Source organism: Allofranklinella schreckenbergeri (genome assembly GCF_003703475.1).
GTDB lineage: Bacteria > Pseudomonadota > Gammaproteobacteria > Burkholderiales > Burkholderiaceae_C > Lampropedia > Lampropedia schreckenbergeri.
The window spans coordinates 72,174-92,864 of record NZ_RDQM01000008.1; the positions used below are offsets into that span (position 1 = coordinate 72,174).

Annotated in this window: 16 protein-coding genes; 7 read left to right on the forward strand and 9 right to left on the reverse strand. The window is 64.2% G+C overall.

The genetic code is table 11. The annotated features are described in order from the left end of the window. Positions 1-13: 13 nt before the first annotated feature. A complete protein-coding gene (gene trpB, locus EBQ26_RS07515; RefSeq protein WP_122238471.1) occupies positions 14-1,291 on the reverse strand; it encodes a tryptophan synthase subunit beta in 1,278 nt (425 codons plus the stop codon). A gap of 58 nt (positions 1,292-1,349) precedes the next feature. Continuing rightward, positions 1,350-2,066: a phosphoribosylanthranilate isomerase gene (locus tag EBQ26_RS07520; protein WP_122238401.1), complete on the reverse strand. Its 717-nt coding sequence runs from the start codon at positions 2,064-2,066 to the stop codon at positions 1,350-1,352. A 193-nt stretch (positions 2,067-2,259) separates the two neighbouring features. Between EBQ26_RS07520 and EBQ26_RS07525 the strand changes: the two genes are divergently transcribed. Then, positions 2,260-3,240, forward strand: coding sequence for a TRAP transporter substrate-binding protein (locus tag EBQ26_RS07525; protein WP_122238472.1), 981 nt, complete (start codon positions 2,260-2,262; stop codon positions 3,238-3,240). Positions 3,241-3,512: 272 nt separating this feature from the next. Beyond that, entirely contained in the window at positions 3,513-4,007 is a 495-nt protein-coding gene (locus EBQ26_RS07530; RefSeq protein WP_122238402.1) for a TRAP transporter small permease, read from the forward strand. A gap of 257 nt (positions 4,008-4,264) precedes the next feature. On the opposite strand, the gene EBQ26_RS07535 is transcribed toward EBQ26_RS07530, so the two are convergent. From EBQ26_RS07535 to EBQ26_RS07550, 4 genes are all read right to left on the reverse strand, one after another. Continuing rightward, complete coding sequence (locus tag EBQ26_RS07535; protein WP_238944227.1) at positions 4,265-5,047, reverse strand: hypothetical protein; 783 nt, start codon at positions 5,045-5,047, stop codon at positions 4,265-4,267. Positions 5,048-5,273: 226 nt separating this feature from the next. Continuing rightward, entirely contained in the window at positions 5,274-7,388 is a 2,115-nt protein-coding gene (locus EBQ26_RS07540; protein ID WP_238944228.1) for a TonB-dependent receptor, read from the reverse strand. Between the two features lie 364 nt (positions 7,389-7,752). Further along, a complete protein-coding gene (locus EBQ26_RS07545) occupies positions 7,753-8,379 on the reverse strand; it encodes a hypothetical protein (RefSeq protein WP_238944229.1) in 627 nt (208 codons plus the stop codon). 211 nt (positions 8,380-8,590) lie between these two features. After that, complete coding sequence (locus tag EBQ26_RS07550) at positions 8,591-11,515, reverse strand: valine--tRNA ligase (protein WP_122238403.1); 2,925 nt, start codon at positions 11,513-11,515, stop codon at positions 8,591-8,593. A gap of 202 nt (positions 11,516-11,717) precedes the next feature. Here EBQ26_RS07550 and metG point away from each other — a divergent pair, with 202 nt between their 5' ends. Then, positions 11,718-13,874 (forward strand): methionine--tRNA ligase, encoded by a 2,157-nt coding sequence (gene metG / locus EBQ26_RS07555; protein ID WP_122238404.1) that lies wholly within the window; start codon positions 11,718-11,720, stop codon positions 13,872-13,874. 221 nt (positions 13,875-14,095) lie between these two features. On the opposite strand, the gene EBQ26_RS07560 is transcribed toward metG, so the two are convergent. Continuing rightward, the gene (locus tag EBQ26_RS07560; RefSeq protein WP_122238405.1) at positions 14,096-14,746 is read right to left on the reverse strand and encodes a glutathione S-transferase family protein; all 651 of its coding nucleotides are present in this window, start codon (positions 14,744-14,746) and stop codon (positions 14,096-14,098) included. Between the two features lie 217 nt (positions 14,747-14,963). On the opposite strand from EBQ26_RS07560, the gene EBQ26_RS07565 reads away from it, so the two are divergent. The 3 genes from EBQ26_RS07565 (at position 14,964) to mntR (ending at position 17,011) form a co-directional block, all read left to right on the forward strand. Next, complete coding sequence (locus EBQ26_RS07565) at positions 14,964-15,980, forward strand: DnaJ C-terminal domain-containing protein (RefSeq protein ID WP_122238406.1); 1,017 nt, start codon at positions 14,964-14,966, stop codon at positions 15,978-15,980. A gap of 26 nt (positions 15,981-16,006) precedes the next feature. After that, complete coding sequence (locus EBQ26_RS07570) at positions 16,007-16,366, forward strand: MerR family transcriptional regulator (RefSeq protein ID WP_122238407.1); 360 nt, start codon at positions 16,007-16,009, stop codon at positions 16,364-16,366. Positions 16,367-16,540: 174 nt separating this feature from the next. Next, a complete protein-coding gene (mntR, locus tag EBQ26_RS07575) occupies positions 16,541-17,011 on the forward strand; it encodes a manganese-binding transcriptional regulator MntR (protein ID WP_122238408.1) in 471 nt (156 codons plus the stop codon). A 75-nt stretch (positions 17,012-17,086) separates the two neighbouring features. Here mntR and EBQ26_RS07580 read toward each other — a convergent pair whose 3' ends face one another. Continuing rightward, positions 17,087-17,818 carry a helix-turn-helix domain-containing protein gene (locus tag EBQ26_RS07580; RefSeq protein WP_122238409.1) on the reverse strand — a complete coding sequence of 244 codons (732 nt, stop codon included), beginning with the start codon at positions 17,816-17,818 and terminating at the stop codon, positions 17,087-17,089. A 250-nt stretch (positions 17,819-18,068) separates the two neighbouring features. Here EBQ26_RS07580 and EBQ26_RS07585 point away from each other — a divergent pair, with 250 nt between their 5' ends. After that, on the forward strand, positions 18,069-20,087 hold the full coding sequence (locus EBQ26_RS07585; protein WP_122238410.1) for an MFS transporter: 2,019 nt from the start codon (positions 18,069-18,071) through the stop codon (positions 20,085-20,087). An 85-nt stretch (positions 20,088-20,172) separates the two neighbouring features. Here the strand turns inward: EBQ26_RS07585 and EBQ26_RS07590 are convergent, their stop codons facing one another. Next, entirely contained in the window at positions 20,173-20,646 is a 474-nt protein-coding gene (locus tag EBQ26_RS07590) for a Crp/Fnr family transcriptional regulator (RefSeq protein ID WP_122238411.1), read from the reverse strand. Positions 20,647-20,691 lie beyond the last annotated feature (45 nt).

A 20,691-nucleotide genomic window follows, 5' to 3' on the forward strand; every position in this document is an offset into this window, starting at 1 on the left:
TGCGCGTTGGGGCTTATCTCCCAGCCCCCTTAACCACATGCCCGCGCATGGAGGGCTGGTCGTAAAAGTCCACGCCGTCCAGGTCGGCCACGGTGCCGATGTCCTTGTCGCCGCGGCCAGAGAGGCACACGAGGATGACCTGGTCGGGCCGCATGGTGGGGGCCAGCTTCATGGCGTGGGCGAAAGCGTGGCTGGATTCCAGCGCGGGGATGATGCCCTCGGTGCGGCACAGGTGGTGGAAGGCGGCCAGGGCTTCGGCGTCGGTGATGCCCACGTATTCGGCGCGGCCGGTGTCTTTGAGCCAGGCGTGTTCAGGGCCGACGCCGGGGTAGTCCAGCCCGGCGCTGATGCTGTGGGTTTCGAGGATTTGGCCGTCGTCGTCTTGCAGCACGTAGGTGCGGTTGCCGTGCAGCACGCCGGGGCTGCCGCGTTGCAGGCTGGCGGAGTGCTTGCCGCTGTCCAGCCCTTGGCCCGCGGCCTCCACGCCGATCAGGCGCGTGTTTTCATAAGGGATGTAGGGGTGGAAGATGCCCATGGCGTTGCTGCCGCCGCCCACGCAGGCGATGACCGCATCGGGCTGGGTGGCGGCCATGCGCTGCGCGGTCAGCATATCGGGCATTTGCGCCAGGCACTCGCGGCCGATCACGCTTTGGAAGTCGCGCACCATCATGGGGTAGGGGTGGGGGCCGGCGACGGTGCCGATGATGTAGAAGGTGTCGTCCACGTTCGCCACCCAATCGCGCATGGCTTCGTTGAGGGCGTCTTTCAGCGTCTTGCTGCCGGACTCTACCGGCACGACGGTGGCGCCCAGCAGCTTCATGCGATAGACGTTGGGCGACTGGCGCTTGACGTCTTCCGCGCCCATGTAGACCACGCATTGCAGGCCGTAGCGCGCGCAGATGGTGGCGGTGGCCACGCCGTGCTGGCCCGCGCCGGTCTCGGCAATGATGCGCGGCTTGCCCATGCGCTTGGCCAGCATGGCCTGGCCGATGACGTTGTTGATCTTGTGCGCGCCGGTGTGGTTGAGGTCTTCGCGCTTGAGGTAAATCTGCGCGCCGCCCAGCTCGCGGCTGGTGCGCTCGGCGTGGTAGATGGGCGAGGGGCGGCCCACGTAATGCGCCAGCTCGCGCTGGAATTCGGCCTGGAAATCCGCGTCGTGCTGATAGCGGGCGTAGGCGGCGGTCAGCTCGTCGATGGCGTAGGTCAGGGTTTCGCTGCTGAAGCGGCCGCCGTAAGGGCCGAAATGGCCCTGTTCGTTGGGCAGGGCGTATGGAGTGGTTGTGGTGGTCATCTTTCTCATCCTGAAATGGCCGCGCTTGCGTGCCAAGCGGGGCGCGATCGCCAGGCTTTCAGCCCTGGCTTGCATCGGCCTGCCGCACTGCGGCCATGAAATGCATCATCTTGCCGGCATCCTTGATGCCTTTGAGCGCCCGGCCATCGGGGCCATCCTGCTCGATGCCGGAGCTCACATCGACGGCCAGCGACAGGCCGCGATGGCGCAGCTCAGCGATGCCATCGATCACATTTGATGGTGTGAGCCCACCACTTAAGACGAGGTGAGATGTGACGCTTGTTGGTAGAAGTGACCAATTGAATGTTTGCCCGCCGCCGCCGTAGCCCGTGACGTGGGCGTCCAGCAAAATGGCCTGGGCCTGTGAGAAACGACGGGCGAATTCTACGAGATCGAACGCCGCCCCGGCCCCGTCCGTTGCCACCGGAATGCGCGCGGCGCGCAGGTAGGGGTGGCGGCCTTGGTGGCTCAGGCGCTGGCAGTCCTCGGGCGTTTCATCGCCGTGAAATTGCAGCCAGGCGTGCGGCAGCAGGCCCAGGGCGGTATCGACTTCGGCCTGGCTGGCGTTGACGAACAGCAGCACGGGCGTGACAAAGGGCGGCAGGGCGCGCGCCAACGCGGCGGCGCGCTCGGGCGTGACGTGGCGCGGGCTTTTGGGGTAGAGCACGAAGCCCACGGCATCGGCCCCGGCGGCCACGGCTGCGGCCACGTCTTGCTCGCGCGTGAGGCCGCAGAACTTGACGCGCGTGCGCGGCGCACTGGTGGGTGAAGACATACAGCAAAGGCTTTCTATGAATGCAGGCGCAGCACTGTACTGGCTCGCCCGCACTCGGAGCGGAAAAATCTGCATGGATAATCTCTTGCAATGAGCCGCCCCCGCCGTGCGGGTGGTGGCTGTTGTTTTGTTTCCGTTCCCTGGACTTTTGTCTCCCAACTTTGCAAAGGAAGAAACCATGTCCCTGAAATTCATGCGCCCAAGCGCCCAATGGCTGGCCCCCACGCTGCTGGCGGCTGCGGCGGCCCTCACCGTCGCGCCCGCTGCGGCGCAAACCACTTACAAAATGGCCTATGCCCTGAGCCAGCAATCGCACTACGGCGCTGCAGGCAACGCCTTTGCCAAGACGCTGGAAGAAGGCGGCCAAGGCAAGCACAAGGTGCAGCAGTTCCCCAACAGCGCCCTGGGCGGCGAGCGTGAAGTGATCGAGGGCCTGCAACTGGGCACCATCGACATGGCCGTGCTCTCCACCGGCGCGACCATGAACTTCGTGCCCAATGCGGCGGTGTTCGACATTCCATTCCTGCTGCGCGACCTGGATCACGCGCGCAAGGTGCTCGATGGCGAGATCGGCCAGAAAATGCTGACCGAGTTCAACAAGCGCGGCCTGGTGGCCCTGGCCTGGGGCGAGCAAGGCTTTCGCCACCTGACCAACAACGTGCGCCCCGTGGCCACGCCCGCAGACGCCAAGGGCCTGAAAGTGCGCACGACGGAAAACCAGTTGCACATTGCCGCCTTCCGCGCCATCGGCATCCTGCCCACGCCCATGGCCTGGCCTGAAGTAATCACCGCCTTGCAGCAAGGCACGATCGACGGGCAGGAAAACCCGCTGTCGGTCATCACCTCGGCCAAGCTCTCGCAGGTGCAAAAGCACCTCTCGCTCACCGGCCACGTGTACGCGCCTGCCGTCATCGTCGTCTCGCCGATGGTGTATGAAAAACTCTCCAAGGAGGATCAGGCCCTGTTCCAGAAAGCCGCACAAAACGCTGGCCAAGCCATGCGCGATTTCGTTTCCAACATCGAGAAAACCGGCGTGGATCAACTCAAGAGCGAGGGCATGACCGTCACCGAAGTCGATCGCGCCGCGTTTGAAAAGGCCGTGCAGCCCGCTTATGCGGAGTACAACAAGCGCTTTGATCCCAAGCTGATCGAGCAAATCCGCAACACGAAGTAAGCCCGTTAGCGCCAGCGCTCAACCAGGGCGCACGCGCACACCAGGGCGGATCAGCGCAACGCCCGCCCTGGCTTCTGAGAGCCTGTTCAAAATCTCGGCGCGAGTGGACAAGAAGCGGTTTGGGATGGGCTGCAAGGCGCAAAACACAGCCATAGCGCCCGCTATGGCGAGACTTTGCAACGCCGCAGACCGCCCAAATCCACTCTCTTGACCGCCGTGCAAAGATTTTGAACAGGCTCTGACAACCCCAACCTCCGCACCCACTGCTTGCCATGTCCCCTCGCACCATCGATCGCGCTTTGTTTGCGCTTGTCTCCCTCCTGGCCCAGGGCCTGTTGTGGCTGGCGGTGGCCACGGGGTTTTTCCAGGTGATTGCGCGTTTTGTGCTGCATTCGCCGCTGGATTGGAGCGAGGTGCTCACGCGCGCGGCCATCATCTGGTCGGTCATGCTGGGCGTGGCGCTGGCGTTTCGCCAAGGGCACATGATTGCGGTGGAGTTTCTGCGCTCGCGCCTGCGCGGCCCGGCCCGGCGTGCGCTGGAGCATCTCATCCACACCATTTGCCTGGGGTTTCTGGTGTTTCTCGTCTGGGTCGGCGCGCAGATGACCTATCGCGTGCGCTTCCAAAGCCTGGCGGGGCTGGAGGTGTCCATCTCCTGGGTGTATCTGGCCATCCCCGTGGGCGCAGCCCTGGCCGCCGTGGGCCTGCTGCTGCGTTGGGCCATGCCCGCCAGCCCTGCTGCGGCTGGAGCGGCCGAAACGGTTTGATTTTTTACCAATCAAACGGAAAATAAACCACACTGTTTTGGCTTGATGGAAAACAAACTTGATTTACTTTGATTCATAGTTTGAACTTCATGCCAGGCGACCTGAACAGCGCAGCCGCCTCTCTCGCTGTCACAGTTGGAGGGCGCTGATATCCCCCAGAATTTTCTCAATCAAAAGCAAAAAAAGTTATATGCCATGGCTTGATATAAAAGCCATGGCATTTTTTATGGTTTGGAAATTATCCAGGTCGGATACTTTCAGCCTGCGGCCGTCCAGGGCGTGACCTGCACCAGGCGCGGGTCGTTCACATGGTCGATCAGCATGGCTTTGACCCGGCCTTGCCACAACTGGGCAAAGCGCTTGAGCTGCTCGGGCGTGGCCTTGCCGCCCACGGCCAGCGGGATCAGCGCCCGCATTTCCTCCGTCCAGGGCGTGACGCTGGCATCGAGCTTGACCAGCACCGCCTGCCCATTGTCACGCCGCCGCAAGGCCAGATCGCCTTGCAAATTGTTGTCGTAGCTCAGCAAATTCTTGCGACTGAAGCGGTTGGCCTTGCCCATGCCGGGAAAGCCTGTCTCCGCCGCTGCGCCGGTGAGTAAGGTGGCCACAGAGGCAATCACGCCCGTCACGCCCTCCTCGCGGCCATCGCTCATCAGCACATCGATCCCGCCGCGCTCTGGCAAGGCGCTGCCGTAAAGCGCCTGCATGCCCTTGACGGTCATCAGATACGCCCCCGCCACCGTGGGGCAGGAGTGGCCCGCCAGGCGCACGGCATCCACATAGCGGTATTCCATGATGCCTTGCTCGGCCGCGCCCAGGAACTCGGCCAGTTTGTCTTGCACGCGCAGCACGGGGGCCTGCGCGAAGAAGGAAGGGAAACCCGTCATGGATGGATCCTCACAGCCCGCATCGCCACCACAGGCTTGCAACGGCACACTCAGCGCGGCCGCCATGGAAACGCCTGCGCCAGAGATCAATGTGTTTTTCAGCCAGTCGCGGCGCGGCAAGGCTTCGCGCGAAGAAAAAGGGGTTGCTTGCATGGTTTGCTCCTTGAAAAGAGAGTGAAGAAAAGCGAAACCATCGTGGGAGCAGCGCCGCCAGATCAAAGCGCTTTGCAGCGCATCGCGATCAGCGGCTTGTTGTTTCGATAACCCGCCGGGCAAACCGCCCCGGCTGCGCGCGCCTTGGCACAGGGCCAAGGCGGATCACTGCATCAGGCGCGCGCCAGGCATTGCATTGCATCGCGGCGCGCACGCCTGGCGCGGATCAGAACACCCCTTGCCAGGACAAGGTCAGGCTGCGGCCTGGCGCGGGCGTTTCCCGCCCTGGCAAGCCTGCCGCCAGGTGCTCGTGGTAGCGCTTGTCGCCCACGTTCTTGATGCCCAGGCGCAAGGTGTGCTGCTTGTGGGGACGCCAGGACGCACCCACATCCAGCAGGCCATAGCCTGCCGTGGGGTTTTCCGTGCCGCGCGCAAACACGGTGGCAACGCGGTTTTGGCGCTTGACCAGCAAGGCCGTGGCATCCAGCGACAGGCTGGGGCTGATCCGCCCTTCCCAACCGAGGCTGAGGCTGTCGGCTGGCACGTTGAACAGCGGCTCGTTCAAATCGTTATTGGTGCCGCGCACGTGCGAGTAAGCGGCCTGGAGCCAATGCCCGCCGCCCAGGCGCCAGCGCACGCTGGCATCCAGACCATGCAGCGTGGCGTGGCCCAGGTTGACGGTTTGCTTGCAAGCCATCGCCTGCGGCTGGCCGCAAGCGCGCACGGCTGCGGGGCCGCTGAGTTGCACGCCGGTGATGTAGTCGCTGATGCGGTTGCGCCACAAGGCCACGGCATAGCTGACATCTTCTGCATCGCCCTTCATGCCCAGCTCGAATTGCAAGGCTTTTTCAGGCGCGATGTGCGGACTGCCCGCCCAGTAAAAACCATCCTGGCGCGGGCCGCTTTGGTAGCGCTCGCGCAAGTCCGGGGCGCGGAAGCCGCGCGACACGCTGGCATAGGGGCGCAGCAACGGGGTGATTTCGTACAAGGCCCCCAGGCTGCCGGAGACGGCGCTGTCGCTGCGGTTGATGCCGGAGGTGATGCGGCCATTGTTCATCGCCGCCGCCGAGCCGCGCACGCTGTCGTAGCGCAAGCCCGCGAGCACCTTCAGCGCGCCAAACTGCATATCGTCCTGCGCATACAGGCCGATTGCGCGCAGTTGCCCTTCGTGGAAGGGCTTGTTCGATTGCAGCGCAAACGTCGGCGGCATGGCGCTGCGGCTGTCGGGGTCGGCCTTCATTTGCCACGCATTCAAGCCGATGGAGAGCAGATGCTGCGGATGCGCCAGCCAGTCGGCCTTGGCATCCAGCCCGTTGGTGGCAAACGTCACGCGCGTTTGCGACATGTCACGCCCCAGCCCGCTGGCCCACGCATCGATGCTGCGCGCCATCTCCTGGCGGTACAGGCGCACATCCATGTTCAGCGGGCGCTCGCCGCCGCTGCGGCGGCTGTAGCCCACTTCATAAAGCGAGCGCGTTTGCTCGGGCGAGTGGATGGTGAGCTGGCCCACGCGCGGCATGGGGTGCGGCCGACTCGTGCCGGGATACCAGACATCGCTGTCCTGCTGGCGCTGCGCGGACAGGCGCAATTGCTGTTGCGCATCCAGGCGGAAGCGGTACTGGCCGATGAAAGCCTTGGAGTCATACCCCGTGCGCGCCACCCGCCCCTGCGGCGCCTTGTAATCGTCGGGCCGCGCCAGCGAAGCGCCCAGCATCAGCGCATGATCGCCCTGGCTGAAATGGCCCACGCCAGCGCCACGCCAGCCTTTGCTGGCCGAGTCGTAATCGACCCTGGTGCGCAAACTGGCCCCCGACTCGAAGCGCGCCTGGGGCAATTGCACATTGATCGCCCCGCCCAAAGCCCCGGTGCCATACAGCACCGAAGCCGGGCCTTTGACCACCTCCACGCGCTCGGCCAGCCCCAGCGAGAGGAAAGAGCCAATCGCCCCGGCCGGCTGCGCCGAATTGAGCCGCACGCCATCGACCATGAGCACGACGGACTCCTTCTGCAAACCGCGAATCACCGGGTTTTGCCCCTGCGCGCTGTCAGAGGCCACCGCCAGCCCCGCCTGCCCGCGCAAGGCATCGCCCAAGTTGGCCGCCGCCGTGCGATCAAGCTGCGCGCGATCGACTTCCGTGGTGGAGACCGGCGTCTGGGCGCTTTCTGCGGCATAGCCTTTCGCCGTCACGTTGACAGCAGGCAAGCTCTGCAAAGCGGCCTCATCCACCGCGCCCTGCTCTGCGCCTTGCGCCTGCGCCGCAAGCGCCGCCAACATGGCCGATACACCGATGACAACGGCCGACACCTGCCCAGCAGGCAAAGGGCGTTTTTTCTGCTGCATGGTTGAAAAGCTCCTCAAGAAAATGAAACGCGGCATGCAACCGCAAGTGAAACCGGATTCAAGGATTTGTAAGTTTGATAACAATTTTAATTGTCATCCTGCAGACACAAACCAGCCGCCCCACTGCGCGTAGGGGTATGCCCTGATGCCCTGTTGCGGCGCTGGGCGCAAGCACGCCTACGGCGCGCCAGACGAGGGGTTGTTGAGATTTGGCTTGCGAAGCGGTTTTTCGAGGCAAAAACCGCAGACCGCCCGATCCTGAGGATGAGCGCAGCGCGAGGATGTTGATGACACGCTCTAAACAAAGCCTCGCCACAGTCCGAGCCATGGCGAGGCTTTCAATAGGCTTGGCGCAGGGGCTGGCTTAACGCTCGATGACGTAGCGGATGCGGCGCTCGCCCTGCGGCGGGGTGGGAAAGCCCTCCAGCGCGGCCTGGAAAAGCTGGCGGAAAACCAGCTCATCGGGCGCCCAGATGTCGTCGTAACGGGCGCTGCTCTCATACGCCACGGCGCCTTGGGCGTCACGCAAAATCAGGCGCACTTGCCGCAAGTACAGCGTGGGCGGGCGATCGCGCCCATCGTCCCAATAGCCCCAGCCCCACAAGGGGTGCCAGCTCAAAAAACCGTAGCCGAAATAGCCGCTGAAATAGCCACCGTAATGGGGCCAGTCGGGGCGGTAGGTGTGGGCCTGGGCCTCGATCTCCAGCCGCATGGCGCCGTGGGCATCGTCGCGCTGCATGCCCACCTGAGCCAGGGCCGCGCTGGCCTGGCGTTCAACCATGTCGCGCCAGGGGCTGGCCGCCTGCTGCGAAGGCAGACGCTCCAGCCGATAGGTGGCTGGCTGGGGCATGGCCGCCAGCGTGGAATAGGCCTGCACATCGTGCTCCAGCACGCGCGTGCTGCTGCAACCTGCCAGAGCGATGCACAAGCCCGCCAAGGCAGCGCTGGCAACCTTGCGGGCGGAGAGCACGGGACGGGGCATCAAAGTCATTGGGCAATCTCCTGTGAACAACTGGGCAATGCACAGCGCATTGTGCCGTTGTGGGGAGAGCGCCCTGGGTATCCGCAAAGCCATCCAATCAAAGTAAAAATGGCTTTAATACCATCTTGCCGAAACAAGGCAATTTTATTTCCTATTGATTTGTAAAAAACAGACCTGAGGCAGCCCCAAAAGCCTTCGGGCCGCCTCACACCCGCTCACTTCAGCCCAGCCGCGCGAGCTTTTCCAACTGCTCGCGCAGGCGCGCCAGCGTGGCGCCGAAGTCGGCCACGCGCTGCTTTTCCTGCTCGATGACGGCGGGCGGGGCCTTGGCGACGAAGGCTTCGTTGGCGAGCTTGCCTTGGGCTTTTTTCACCTCGCCTTCCAGGCGGGCGATTTCCTTGTTCAGGCGGGCTTTTTCGGCGGCCACGTCGATTTCGACGAACAGGCACAGGCGCGCATCGCCCACCACGGCCACGGGCGCGGCGGCGGCGGCTTGCGCCCACTCGGCCTCGCTGGCAAAGACCTTGACTTCGCTGAGCTTGGCCAGCGCTTGCAGCACGGGCGCCACGGCTTGCAGTTGCTGGCTGGCGGCGGCCGAATCGGCCACGGCATACAGCGGCAGGCGCTGCGCGGGGGAGATGTTCATCTCGCCGCGCAGGGTGCGGCAGGCGTCCACCAGGGCTTTGAGCTGGGCGACTTCGGCCTCGGCGGCTTCGTCGATGTTTTCGGCCTGCGCCTGCGGGTAGGGCGCGGTGGCGATGCTGCCGCCGGGCGGCACGGTCTTGCCTGCCAGCGGGGCCACGACTTGCCACAGCGCTTCGGTCACGAACGGGATGACGGGGTGCGCCAGGCGCAGCACGGCTTCGAGCACGCGCAGCAGGGTGCGGCGCGTGGCGCGCTGCTGCTCGGGCGTGCCGGTCTGGATTTGCACCTTGGCGATTTCCAGATACCAGTCGCAATACTCGTTCCAGACGAAGTCGTAGATGGCGGTGGCGACGTTGTCCAGGCGGTAGTCGGCAAAGCCTTGGGCCACGGCGGCCTCGGTCTTTTGCAGGCGGCTGACGATCCAGCGATCGGCGGCGCTGCGGTGCTGGGTGCTGCTTTCATCGCCACAGTCGTAGCCCTCGCAGTTCATCAGCACGAAGCGGCTGGCGTTCCAGAGCTTGTTGCAGAAGTTGCGGTAGCCCTCGCAGCGCTTGCTGTCGAAGTTGATGCTGCGGCCCAGGCTCGCCAACGCCGCGAAGGTAAAGCGCAGCGCGTCCGCGCCGTAGGCGGGGATGCCGTCCGGAAACTCCTTGCGCGTGGCTTTTTCCACCTGCGGCGCGGTTTCGGGCTTGCGCAGGCCGGTGGTGCGTTTTTTCAGCAGCGGCTCCAGCGCGATGCCGTCGATCAAGTCCACGGGGTCGAGCACGTTGCCTTCCGATTTGCTCATCTTCTTGCCCTGCGCGTCGCGCACCAGGCCGTGGATGTACACGTCCTTGAAGGGCACGCGGCCGGTGAAGTGGGTCGTCATCATGATCATGCGCGCGACCCAGAAGAAGATGATGTCGTAGCCGGTGACCAGCACGCTGCTGGGCAGGTAGAGGTTGTAGTCGGCGGTGGCATTGCTGCTGCCGTCCGTGCTCTGGGCCTCGGGCCAGCCCATGGTCGAGAAGGGCACGAGCGCTGACGAGTACCAGGTGTCCAGCACGTCGGGGTCGCGCTCCAATGCGCCGGTGTAGCCTGCGGCAGCGGCCTTGGCGCGGGCTTCGTCCTCGTTGCGGGCCACGTACACGCTGCCGTCCTCGCCGTACCAGGCGGGGATTTGGTGGCCCCACCAGAGCTGGCGGCTGATGGTCCAGTCCTGGATGTTGTTCATCCACTGGTTGTAGGTGTTGACCCAGTTCTCGGGCACGAAGCGCACCTGGCCGCTTTGCACGGCGTCGATGGCTTTTTGCGCGATGGATTTCGTTTCGCCTTCGCCCACCTTGGTCATGGCGATGAACCACTGGTCAGTCAGCATGGGCTCGACGATTTGGCCCGTGCGGGCGCAGCGCGGCACCATGAGCTTGTGTTTTTTCGTTTCGACCAAAGCGCCGATGGCTTCCAGATCCTTGACGACGGCCTTGCGTGCCACGAAGCGATCCAGCCCGCGGAAGATTTCAGGCGCGTTGTCGTTGATGGTGGCGTCCAGATTCAGCACGCCGATCAGCGGCAGGTCGTGGCGCTGGCCCACGGCGTAGTCGTTCACGTCGTGCGCAGGCGTGACCTTGACCACGCCAGTGCCAAATTCCTTATCGACATATTCATCGGCAATCACGGGGATTTCACGTCCCACCAGCGGCAGCGTCACCGTTTTGCCGATCAGGTGCCGGTAGCGCTCGTCCTCGGGGTGCACCATCACGGCCACGTCGCCCAGCATGGTTTCGGGCCGCGTGGTGGCGACTGTCAGGCTGCCGCTGCCGTCCGTGAGCGGGTAGGCGATGTGCCAGAGAAAGCCGTCTTCCTCCTCGCTCTCCACCTCCAGATCGCTCACCGCGCTTTTGAGCACGGGGTCCCAGTTCACCAGGCGCTTGCCGCGGTAAATCAGGCCCTGCTCATACAGGCGCACGAAGGTTTCGGTCACCACCTTGGAGAGCTTCTCGTCCATGGTGAAGTACTCGCGGCTCCAGTCCACCGTGTCGCCCATGCGGCGCATTTGCTCGGTGATGGTGTTGCCGCTTTGCTCTTTCCACTCCCACACCTTGGCGACGAAGTTCTTGCGCGCCTCGGGCGGCGTGGCGCCCATGTCGTAGCGGCTGATGCCTTGCGCCTGCAACTGGCGCTCGACCACGATTTGCGTGGCAATGCCGGCGTGGTCGGTGCCCGGAACCCAGGCCGTGTTGAAGCCCCGCATGCGGTGGTAGCGCGTGAGGCTGTCCATGATGGTCTGGTTGAAGGCATGGCCCATGTGCAGCGTGCCCGTCACGTTGGGCGGCGGCAGTTGGATGGCGAAGTTCTCGCCCTTGGCCGCCGCCTCGGCGCTGGGCGCGCCCGTGCCGCGAAAGCCCGCCGCGCCTAAGCCTGCGGCTTCCCACGCGGGGCCCCATTGGGCCTCGATGGCGGCGGGTTCAAAGGATTTGGACAGGCTGGCGAGGCCGGGTTGGGCGGGGGTGGTCTGGCTCATGGTGGGCAAAGGACAGCAACAAGCGGCAGCCGACGCCAAAAGGCAAGCGCTGCCGCTGCAAATGGGGTGAAGGGGGGATGAAGGGGGTGGGAATAAAGGGGCGTATTTTACGTTTCGCTGCACGCTCTAGAATCGCGCGCTTTGCCCGGCGCAATCAGCGCCAGCACGAGACAAGACAGCCCAACGCACCCGCGCCCATCCCATGACCCAACGCACGATTTTTGCCACCACCGCCCTGCCGTACGCCAACGGCGCTTTTCACATCGGCCACATCATGGAGTACATCCAGGCCGATATCTGGGTGCGCTTTCAGCGCATGCGCGGGCACCGGGTGGATTTCGTCGGCGCGGATGACGCGCACGGCGCGCCCATCATGATTGCGGCCGAGAAGGCGGGCAAAACGCCCGAGCAGTTCGTGGCCGATATTGCCGCGGGCCGCAAGCCCTATCTGGAGGGCTTTCACATCGCCTTTGACCACTGGCACTGCACCCACAGCCCGGAAAACACCGAGCTGGCGCAGCAGATTTACCGGGATTTGCAGCAAGCGGGCTTGATCGAGACGCGCACCATCGAGCAGTTTTTCGACCCCGACAAGGGCATGTTCCTGCCCGACCGCTACATCAAGGGCGAGTGCCCCAAATGCCACGCCAAAGACCAGTACGGCGACAACTGCGAGGTGTGCAGCTCCGTCTATGCCCCCACCGATTTGATCGAGCCGTACTCCGCGCTCTCGGGCGCCAGGCCCGTGCTCAAGGAGTCCGAGCACTTCTTCTTCAAGCTCTCCGATCCGCGCTGCGTGGCCTTTTTGCAGGAGTGGACGCAAAACGGCCGCCACGTGCAGCCCGAGGTGGCCAACAAGGTCAAGGAATGGTTCACCGTGCGCACCAACCCCGACGGCAGCACCAGCGAGGGCCTGGGCGATTGGGACATCAGCCGCGATGCGCCCTACTTCGGCATCCCCATCCCGGACGCGCCGGGCAAATACTTCTACGTCTGGCTCGACGCCCCCGTGGGCTACCTGGCCTCGCTCAAAAGCCTGCTGACCCAGCGCGGCGAGGATTACGACGCCTACCTGGCCAACCCCGAGCTGGAGCAGGTGCACTTCATCGGCAAGGACATCGTCACCTTCCACACCCTGTTCTGGCCCGCCATGCTGCACTTCAGTGGCCGCAAAACGCCCGACCAAATCTGCGTGCACGGCTTTCTCACCGTCAACAACGGCGAGAAGATGAGCAAAAGCCGTGGTACCGGCCTCGATCCGCTCAAATACCTTGACCTCAAGATGAACCCCGAGTGGCTGCGCTACTACCTGGCCGCCAAGCTCAACGGCCGCAACGAGGATGTGGACTTCAACGCCGAGGACTTCATGGCCCGCGTCAACGCCGATCTGGTGGGCAAATACGTCAACATCGCCAGCCGCGCTGCTGGCTTTATCGCCAAACGCTTCGATGGCCGCCTGGGCCTGCCCTCGGGCGACGGCCATGCGCTGCTGCAAACCCTGCGCGCCAAGGCCGATGACATCGCCGACGCCTTCGAGCGTCGCGACAGTGCCCGCGCGTTGCGCGAAGTCATGCTGCTGGCCGATCGCGTCAACGAATATGTGGACGCCAACAAACCCTGGGAGCTGGCCAAAGACCCCGCCCAGAGCGAGCGCCTGCACGACGTCTGCACCACCTGCATCGAGGCTTTTCGCATCCTCACCATCTACCTCAAGCCCGTGCTGCCTGCGCTGGCCGCGCAGGTCGAAGGCTTTTTGCAAGTGCCCCCCTTCACCTTTGCCGATGCGCAAACGCCGCTGGGCGCGGGCCAGACCATTGCGGGCTTCAAGCACCTGATCCAGCGCGTGGAGCAGGCGCAGTTGCTCGCCCTGTTCGAGCCGCCCGCCGACGCCAATGCCGCCGCGCCAGCGCCAACCGCAGCGAAAAAAGACGGCAAGAAAGACAGCAAGAAAACCGCCCCCGCCTTCGATCCCAACGCCCCCGGCGGCGAGCCGCTGGGCGACACCATCACCATCGACGACTTCGCCAAAATCGACCTGCGCATCGCCAAAATCCTCGCCTGCCAGCGCGTGGAGGGCTCGACCAAGCTGCTGCAACTGACGCTGGATGCGGGCGAGAGGGACGCCAGCGGCCAACCCATCACCCGCAACGTCTTCAGCGGCATTGCCAGCATGTACCAGCCCGAGCAGCTCGTGGGCAAGCTCACCGTCATGGTCGCCAACCTCGCGCCGCGCAAGATGAAATTCGGCCTCTCCGAAGGCATGGTGCTGGCCGCCAGCCACGCCGATGAAGCCAGCCAGCCGGGCATTTACGTGCTCGAACCCTTCCCCGGCGCGCAGCCGGGCATGCGCGTGCGTTGAGCGGCCGCTTGACCTCCCGCACAAAGCAAACGGCGCTAGGGCGCCGTTTTTATTACACATCAAAAAGAAAAGAAATCACCTTGTTTCGGCATGGTGGATAACAAGTCGTTTTTCCTCTGGATATGTAAAGATTATTACACACCAAAGGCAAGAAAACCACCCGTTTTCGGCAACGCATGCCAATCTGGCATTTTCCTATTGATCGATAAAACTGCCAACCCTCACACACGCGCCAGCGGCTGCGCCTCCAATTGCGCCAACGCCTGCTGCACCGCCGGGCGCTGCTGCATGCGCGCGTAATGCGCCGCCACTTTCGGGAATTCCCCGATATCCACGCTATCGCCCGCCAGCCAGCCCGCCACCGTGAAAAGGTAGGGATCGGCCACCGTGTAGGCATCGCCCATCACCCAGTCGCAGCCCTCGGGCAGGTAGTTTTGCTCGATGTAGGCAAACGCATCGCGCATGTTCTGCGGCACCTTGGCCGCCATGCTTTGCCGGGCAGCGGCATCGTCGCTCCAGCGCGCCGCGCGCAAGCGGTGGGAATGCGCCACGTGCGCCGTGCTGACCAAATAGCTGTTGAACGCTTGCATCTGCGCAAACGCCCACGCATCTTCCAGCGGCGCCAGTCGCGCCTGGGCAAAGCGCTGCGCCACATAGACCAGCAGCGCAGGTGTTTCCGTCAACACCCCTTGCGGCGTGCGCAGCAGCGGCACCCGCCCCTTGGGGTTGAGCGCCAGATACCCCGCGCTGCGCTGGGCCTGCTGCGCAAAATCGAGCAGCACCAAATCGAAATCCGCCCCCGCTTCCAGCAAGGCAATGTGGGTGGCCAGCGCGCAAGTGCCGCGGGCCGAATACAGCGTGAGTTCAGGCATGGCAAAGTCCTCCAGAAGGCAAAGCCCGCCATCTTGCCACCGTCGCCCCGCCCCACCCCGCCTCGCAGCGCCTGCCAAGCAGCGCCTGTTTACAGGGTGAGCGCAAAAGGGCATTCTTGCCCCCGCCCATGTGCCAGCCTGCGCGGCTACAGGCTTGCAATGGCCGCTCTGGCCACCAAATCACTCATGGTTTTGGACTTTCAGCACACTCAGACACATGCAATTCAAGGACTATTACGACATCCTCGGCGTGGCTAAAAACGCCAGCCAGGAGGACATCCGCAAGGCCTACCGCAAGCTCGCGCGCCAATACCATCCCGACGTGAGCAAAGCGCCTGACGCCGCCGCCCGCATGGCCGAAATCAACGAGGCCAACACCGTGCTGGGCGACCCCGAAAAGCGCGCCGCCTACGACACCGTGGGCGCCCAGGCCTGGGCCGCAGGCGCGCGCTCGGGCGACGACGTGCGCCCGCCGCCGGGCTGGAACAGCGGCTGGCATCAAAGCAGCAGCGCCAGCGCCGAAGACTTCGCGCGCCACTTTGGCCAAAGCGGCTTTGCGGGCGGCGACGGGGGCGAGTACAGCGACTTCTTCGAGCACCTGTTTGGCCAGGCCCGCGCACGCGCCCAAAGCCAGGCGCGCGCGAGCGACACTGCCCCGCACCGCGGCCAGGATCAGCACGCGCGCATCGAGCTGGAGCTGCTGGACGCCTACCGTGGCGCCGAGCGCCAATTCACCCTGCGCGACGCCCGCTTTGACGCGCAGGGCCACATCGTCCATGACGAGCGCACGCTGCACGTGAAAATCCCCGCCGGGGTGAAAGAGGGGCAAATGATCCGCCTGGCTGGCCAGGGCAGCCCCGGCCTCAACGGCGGCCCTGCGGGCGACGTTTTGCTGCAAGTGCATCTGCGCCCCGACCCGCGCTGGCGCGTCGAGGGGCGCGATGTGACGCAGAAACTGCGCGTCACTCCGTGGGAAGCCGCCCTGGGCGGCGAAGTCCAAGTGCACACGCCCGAGGGCAAAACCGTGCACGTTGGCGTGCCCGCAGGCTCCGGCTCGGGCCGCAAGCTGCGCCTCAAGGGCCGCGGTATCCCCGCCAGCAGCGCCAGCGGCCAGGCGGGCGATTTGTATCTGGAGCTGGACATCGCCGTGCCCGGCGCCGTCACCGAAGCGCAAAAAGCCGCCTGGCAAGCCTTGGCCCAGAGCTACCCCGGCTTCGATCCCCGCCGCGCCTGAGCGCGCCCCACCCAGGAGAGAACACCATGCCCACCCCCCTCACGCTGACGGCCGATCTGGTTGAACTGCTGGACGACGCCGCGCTCGACATCCACCAACTGGCCTGCGGCTGCGCCATGAGCGCCCAATGGGTTTACGCCCGCGTTGAAGCGGGCGTGCTGCACCCCGCGCAAGGCGCCGCCAGCGCCAGCGCCGCCCAATGGCGCTTTGCCAGCGCCGCCCTGACCCGCGCGCGCCGCCTCGCCCAGTTGGAGCGCATTTACGACGCCGATCCGCAACTGGCCGCCCTTGCGGCCGACTTGATGGAAGAAGTCGCCGCCCTGCGCCAGCAAGTGCAGGCATTGCAAGCCATGCCAGCACCGCCCACACTTCCAGAAGCGGATTGAGCGCCTGTTCAGCATCTTGCCCAAAACACCCCCGCGCGCCCATCCAGCGCGTACGGATGGGGCCATGAAGCGATACAACCATGCCCGCGCGCCGCACGCGCGCGCAGGCCCTTCGCTTTCGGATCGGCTTTCGGATCAATAATCGCGGCCCCTGCCCTCCCGGATATTGCGCCCATGACTGCCTCGCCCCCGCCCCCACCTTCCGCCGCTGCCGGCTTGCCCGATCTGCAAGAGCAAATCAGCGGCTTTCAGCAAGTGCGCCAGGCGCATCGGCTGGAGCTGATTGAAGACTACGTGGAGCTGATCTCCGACTTGCTGCGCAGCACCGGCCAGGCGCGCCAGGTGCAGATTGCGCAGCGCCTGGGGGTAGCGCAGCCCACGGTGGCCAAGATGCTCAAGCGCCTGGAGGCCGAGGGCTATGTGCATTTGCGCCCCTACCAGGGTGTGTTGCTGACCGAGCGCGGCGAGGCCACCGCCCTCTACAGCCGCCAGCGGCACCAGTTGGTCGAAGCCTTCCTGCTGGCCCTGGGGGTCGATGCCGCCACCGCCCGCCGCGATGCCGAGGGCATGGAGCACCACGTCAGCGAGGCCACCTTGCAAGCCTTCCAGCGCTTTCTCGACCGCGCTGCCCAGCCCCCGCAATAATCACATCAAAAGAAAACAAACATCAATGCCATCATGCCAAAACAGCATGATTTTGTTTCTTTTTGAATTGTAAAATTATCGCCTCAAATTGCTGAAGGCCGCATACTCCCAGCGGCGCAACGCCAAAATCATGGTGTAACCCTCGCGCTCGCTGGCAGGCACCTTCTGATCGCTCAAATGCTGCTGGGAAAAGTCCTGCCCCAGCTTTTGCATGCGCTCGAGCATGCCCGGCGCGGCCGCGCGGCTGATGCTGCCGTGCACCAGGTACAGGCCCTCATCGTCGTGCGCAAACGCGCCGCCGAGGTAATCCATCGCCACATGCTCGCGGAAGAACTGCATCACCGGGCCGTTGGGCCGCCATTTGAAAGTCTTGGCGAGCTTGAGGCGATAGCGGTTGAGCGGGCGCAATTCCAGAATGCCCAGGCGGTCGAGCTGGGCGAGGTATTTCACGCATTCGGCTTCGGTGAGGCGATAGACGCTGACCATTTGCTCCACCGTCCACAAACTCATGGCGTTGACCGCCACCAGCAGCAGCTTTTTGTCGGCAATCACCGCCCGTTCCTGCTCCACGCTGAGCTGCGCCAGCATGGGCTGCTGGTCGGCCACACGGCGCGCCAGCTCGACAAACTCCACCCCCAGCGCGCGGCAAATGGCATCAATGCGCGACAGCGCCATATCCCCCTTGGCCAGCATGCGTTTGACGCTGGATTCGGCCATACCCAGCTCCTGCGCCAAATCGGCGTAAGTCATGCGGTTGGCTTTGAGTTCTTTTTTGATGACGGCGATGAGGTCTTGGGTGGTGCTCATGGGAAAGGAGAAGGCAAAAGGGGAAAATGCAAAAAGGTATCGCAATACGATCCCGAAAGTCGATTCAGCCTGGATTTTGATACAAATAACGCCACTTTGACGACCAAAGCTGAAACACTGGCGGCTGCCTTGCGGCTTGTGTTGTTTCAGAAGCCGACCGTTCTGCCGCCGCCGCTCGGCAAGCTCTGCCACGATACTTTCGCCCCACCCTGACCACCCCTTCACACCCCCCTGCACGCCAGGCTTTGCCATGCCCCATTCCGCCGCCCCTTTGAAAGCCGAACAAGTCAGCCAGTTCAAGCTGCTGGCCCAGCCGCGCTTTGCCCCGTTTTTCTGGACGCAGTTCACCGGCGCAGCCAACGACAATCTGTTCAAGTTCGCCCTCACGGTGATGGTGACCTACCAGATGCACCTGGACTGGCTACCGCATGAAATGGCCGGGCTGGTCATCGGCGCCGTGTTCATCCTGCCGTTTTTGCTGTTTTCCGCCACAGCCGGGCAATTGGCGGACAAATACCCGCACCACCGCCTCATCGGCTATCTGAAGCAATGGGAGGTGGGCCTGATGCTGATCGCCGCCGTGGGCTTTTGGCTAGGCTCGCCCGCGCTGCTGCTGGGCTGCGTGTTTGGCATGGGGCTGCAATCGACCTTTTTCGGCCCCGTCAAATACGCCTACCTGCCCCAGCAATTGCACCCCTCGGAGCTGACCGGCGGCAACGGCATGGTGGAGATGGGCACGTTCGTCGCCATCGTGCTGGGCAGCCTGGCGGGCGGCGTGCTAATCGGCCTCACCGGCGATGCGCCCAGCGCGGCAGGCGTATCGGGTGCCGCAGGCGCGGGCAGCGCCGGGGGCGATGTCCTCCATGCCTACTGGCTGGGGCATGTGAGCGTGGCCGCCGCCTGCCTGGCCCTGGCGCTGCTGGGGTACTGGGTCAGCCGCGCCATCCCCGCCGCGCCCGCCACCGACCCCGGCTTGCGTATCAACTGGAACCCCATCAGCGAGGTGTGGAGCAACCTCAAACTCGCACACGGCAACACGGTGGTGTTTCGCTCCGTACTGGGCGCGAGCTGGATGTGGTTTATCGGCTCCGTGCTGATGAGCCAATTCCCCGTGATTGCCAAGGATGTGCTGCACGGCAGCCCCAACGTCGCGCCGCTGCTGCTGGCGGTGTTTGCCGCTGGCATTGGCACCGGCTCGCTGCTGTGCGAGGCGCTCTCGCGCAAGCAGATCGAAATCGGCCTGGTGCCCGTGGGCGCCATCGGCATGAGCGTTTTTCTGGCCGATTTGTATCTGGCCACGCGCAGCCTGCCCGCGCCCGCTGCGCCGCTGAGCGTGCCGCAGTTTCTCGCTCTCGGCGCGAACTGGCGCGTGATGGCGGACTTGTTCCTGCTATGCCTGTTCACCGGGCTTTACAGCGTGCCCATGTACGCGCTGATCCAGGCGCGCTCGCAGCCCACGCACCGCGCACGCATCATCGCAGCCAACAACATCCTCAACGCCCTTTTCATCATCGCCAGCGCCCTCATCACCGCCGCCCTGCTGCACCTGGGGCTGGAGATTGCGGACATCTTTCTCACTCTGGCCATCGCCAACGCCGTGGTGGCGGGCTACATCTTCTTGCTCGTGCCCGAATACCTGCTGCGCTTTATCGCCTGGGTGCTCACCCACCTGGTGTACCGCTTCCGCGTGCGCGGGCGCGAGCACATCCCCGCCCAAGGCCCGGCCGTGCTGGCGTGCAACCACGTCAGCTTTGTCGATGCCATCTTGCTCATGGCCGCCAGCCCGCGCCCGATTTACTTCCTCATGGACGCACGCATCTTCAAAATCCCCGTACTGGGCTACGTTTTCCGCATGGCGCGCGCCATCCCCATCGCGCCGCAAAAGGACGACCCGCAAGCCTTCGAGGCCGCCTTTGCCCAGGCCACGCAGGTGCTGCGCAACGGCGATTTGCTGGGCATATTCCCCGAAGGCGCGATCACACGCGACGGGCAATTGCAGCGCTTTCGCCGCGGCATCCAGAAAATCGTCGCCGACGCCCGCGCCCAAGGGCTGGACGTGCCCATCGTGCCCATGGCGCTGACCAATCTCTGGGGATCATTCTTCTCGCGCATTGAAGTGCGTAACGGCGAAAACGTCGCCATGGTGCGCCCCCTGCGCCGCGGCCTGTTCAACCGCGTGGGCCTGCACATCGGCCCCGCCCTGGATGGCCCCGCCACAACGCCGAGCATGCTGCAAGAGCAGGTGCAAAGGCTGTTGCAAGCCCCTTGATTCCAAATCAAAGAAAAATGAAAAATATCCCATGGCAACATAGAAGCGCCATGGGTTATTTTTTATTTCCTTTGATCTGAAAAATCTAGGCAATCACGCGGCGGCGGCGGGCGTCGCGGCTGCGCCGCGCCAGGATGGAGGCGGCCATTTGCACCACCGCCATGCCCAAATCCGGCTCACGGCGGTACAGCTCCATGAACTTGATGCGGCCAAGCGCCCACGCCACGCCAGACTCGGCCACGGTGGCGCCCGCCTGGCGCGGCATATTGCCCAGAAAGCTGGCTTCGCCAAACACGCTGCCTGGCGAGACAAAGCCCATGCGCAAGGTGCCTTTGTCGTTTTCGTAATGCACCGTCACACGGCCACTTTCCAGCAGATACAGGCTGCGCTCATCGCGGTCGCGCTGGAACAGCGTCTGCCCTTGCTTCAACTCCATCCGCGTCAAATACCCATCCAGCATCGCCCAATGCTGAGGCGAGAGGGGTTTGGCTTTGGATTCCTTGTCCAGCGGATAAGCAAAGGCTTGAATCAAATCGTGGAGGCGAGTTTTGCCCGTCATGGGATGCGGTGAATTGGTGTCATTGCAGGAAAAAACAGCGCTCGG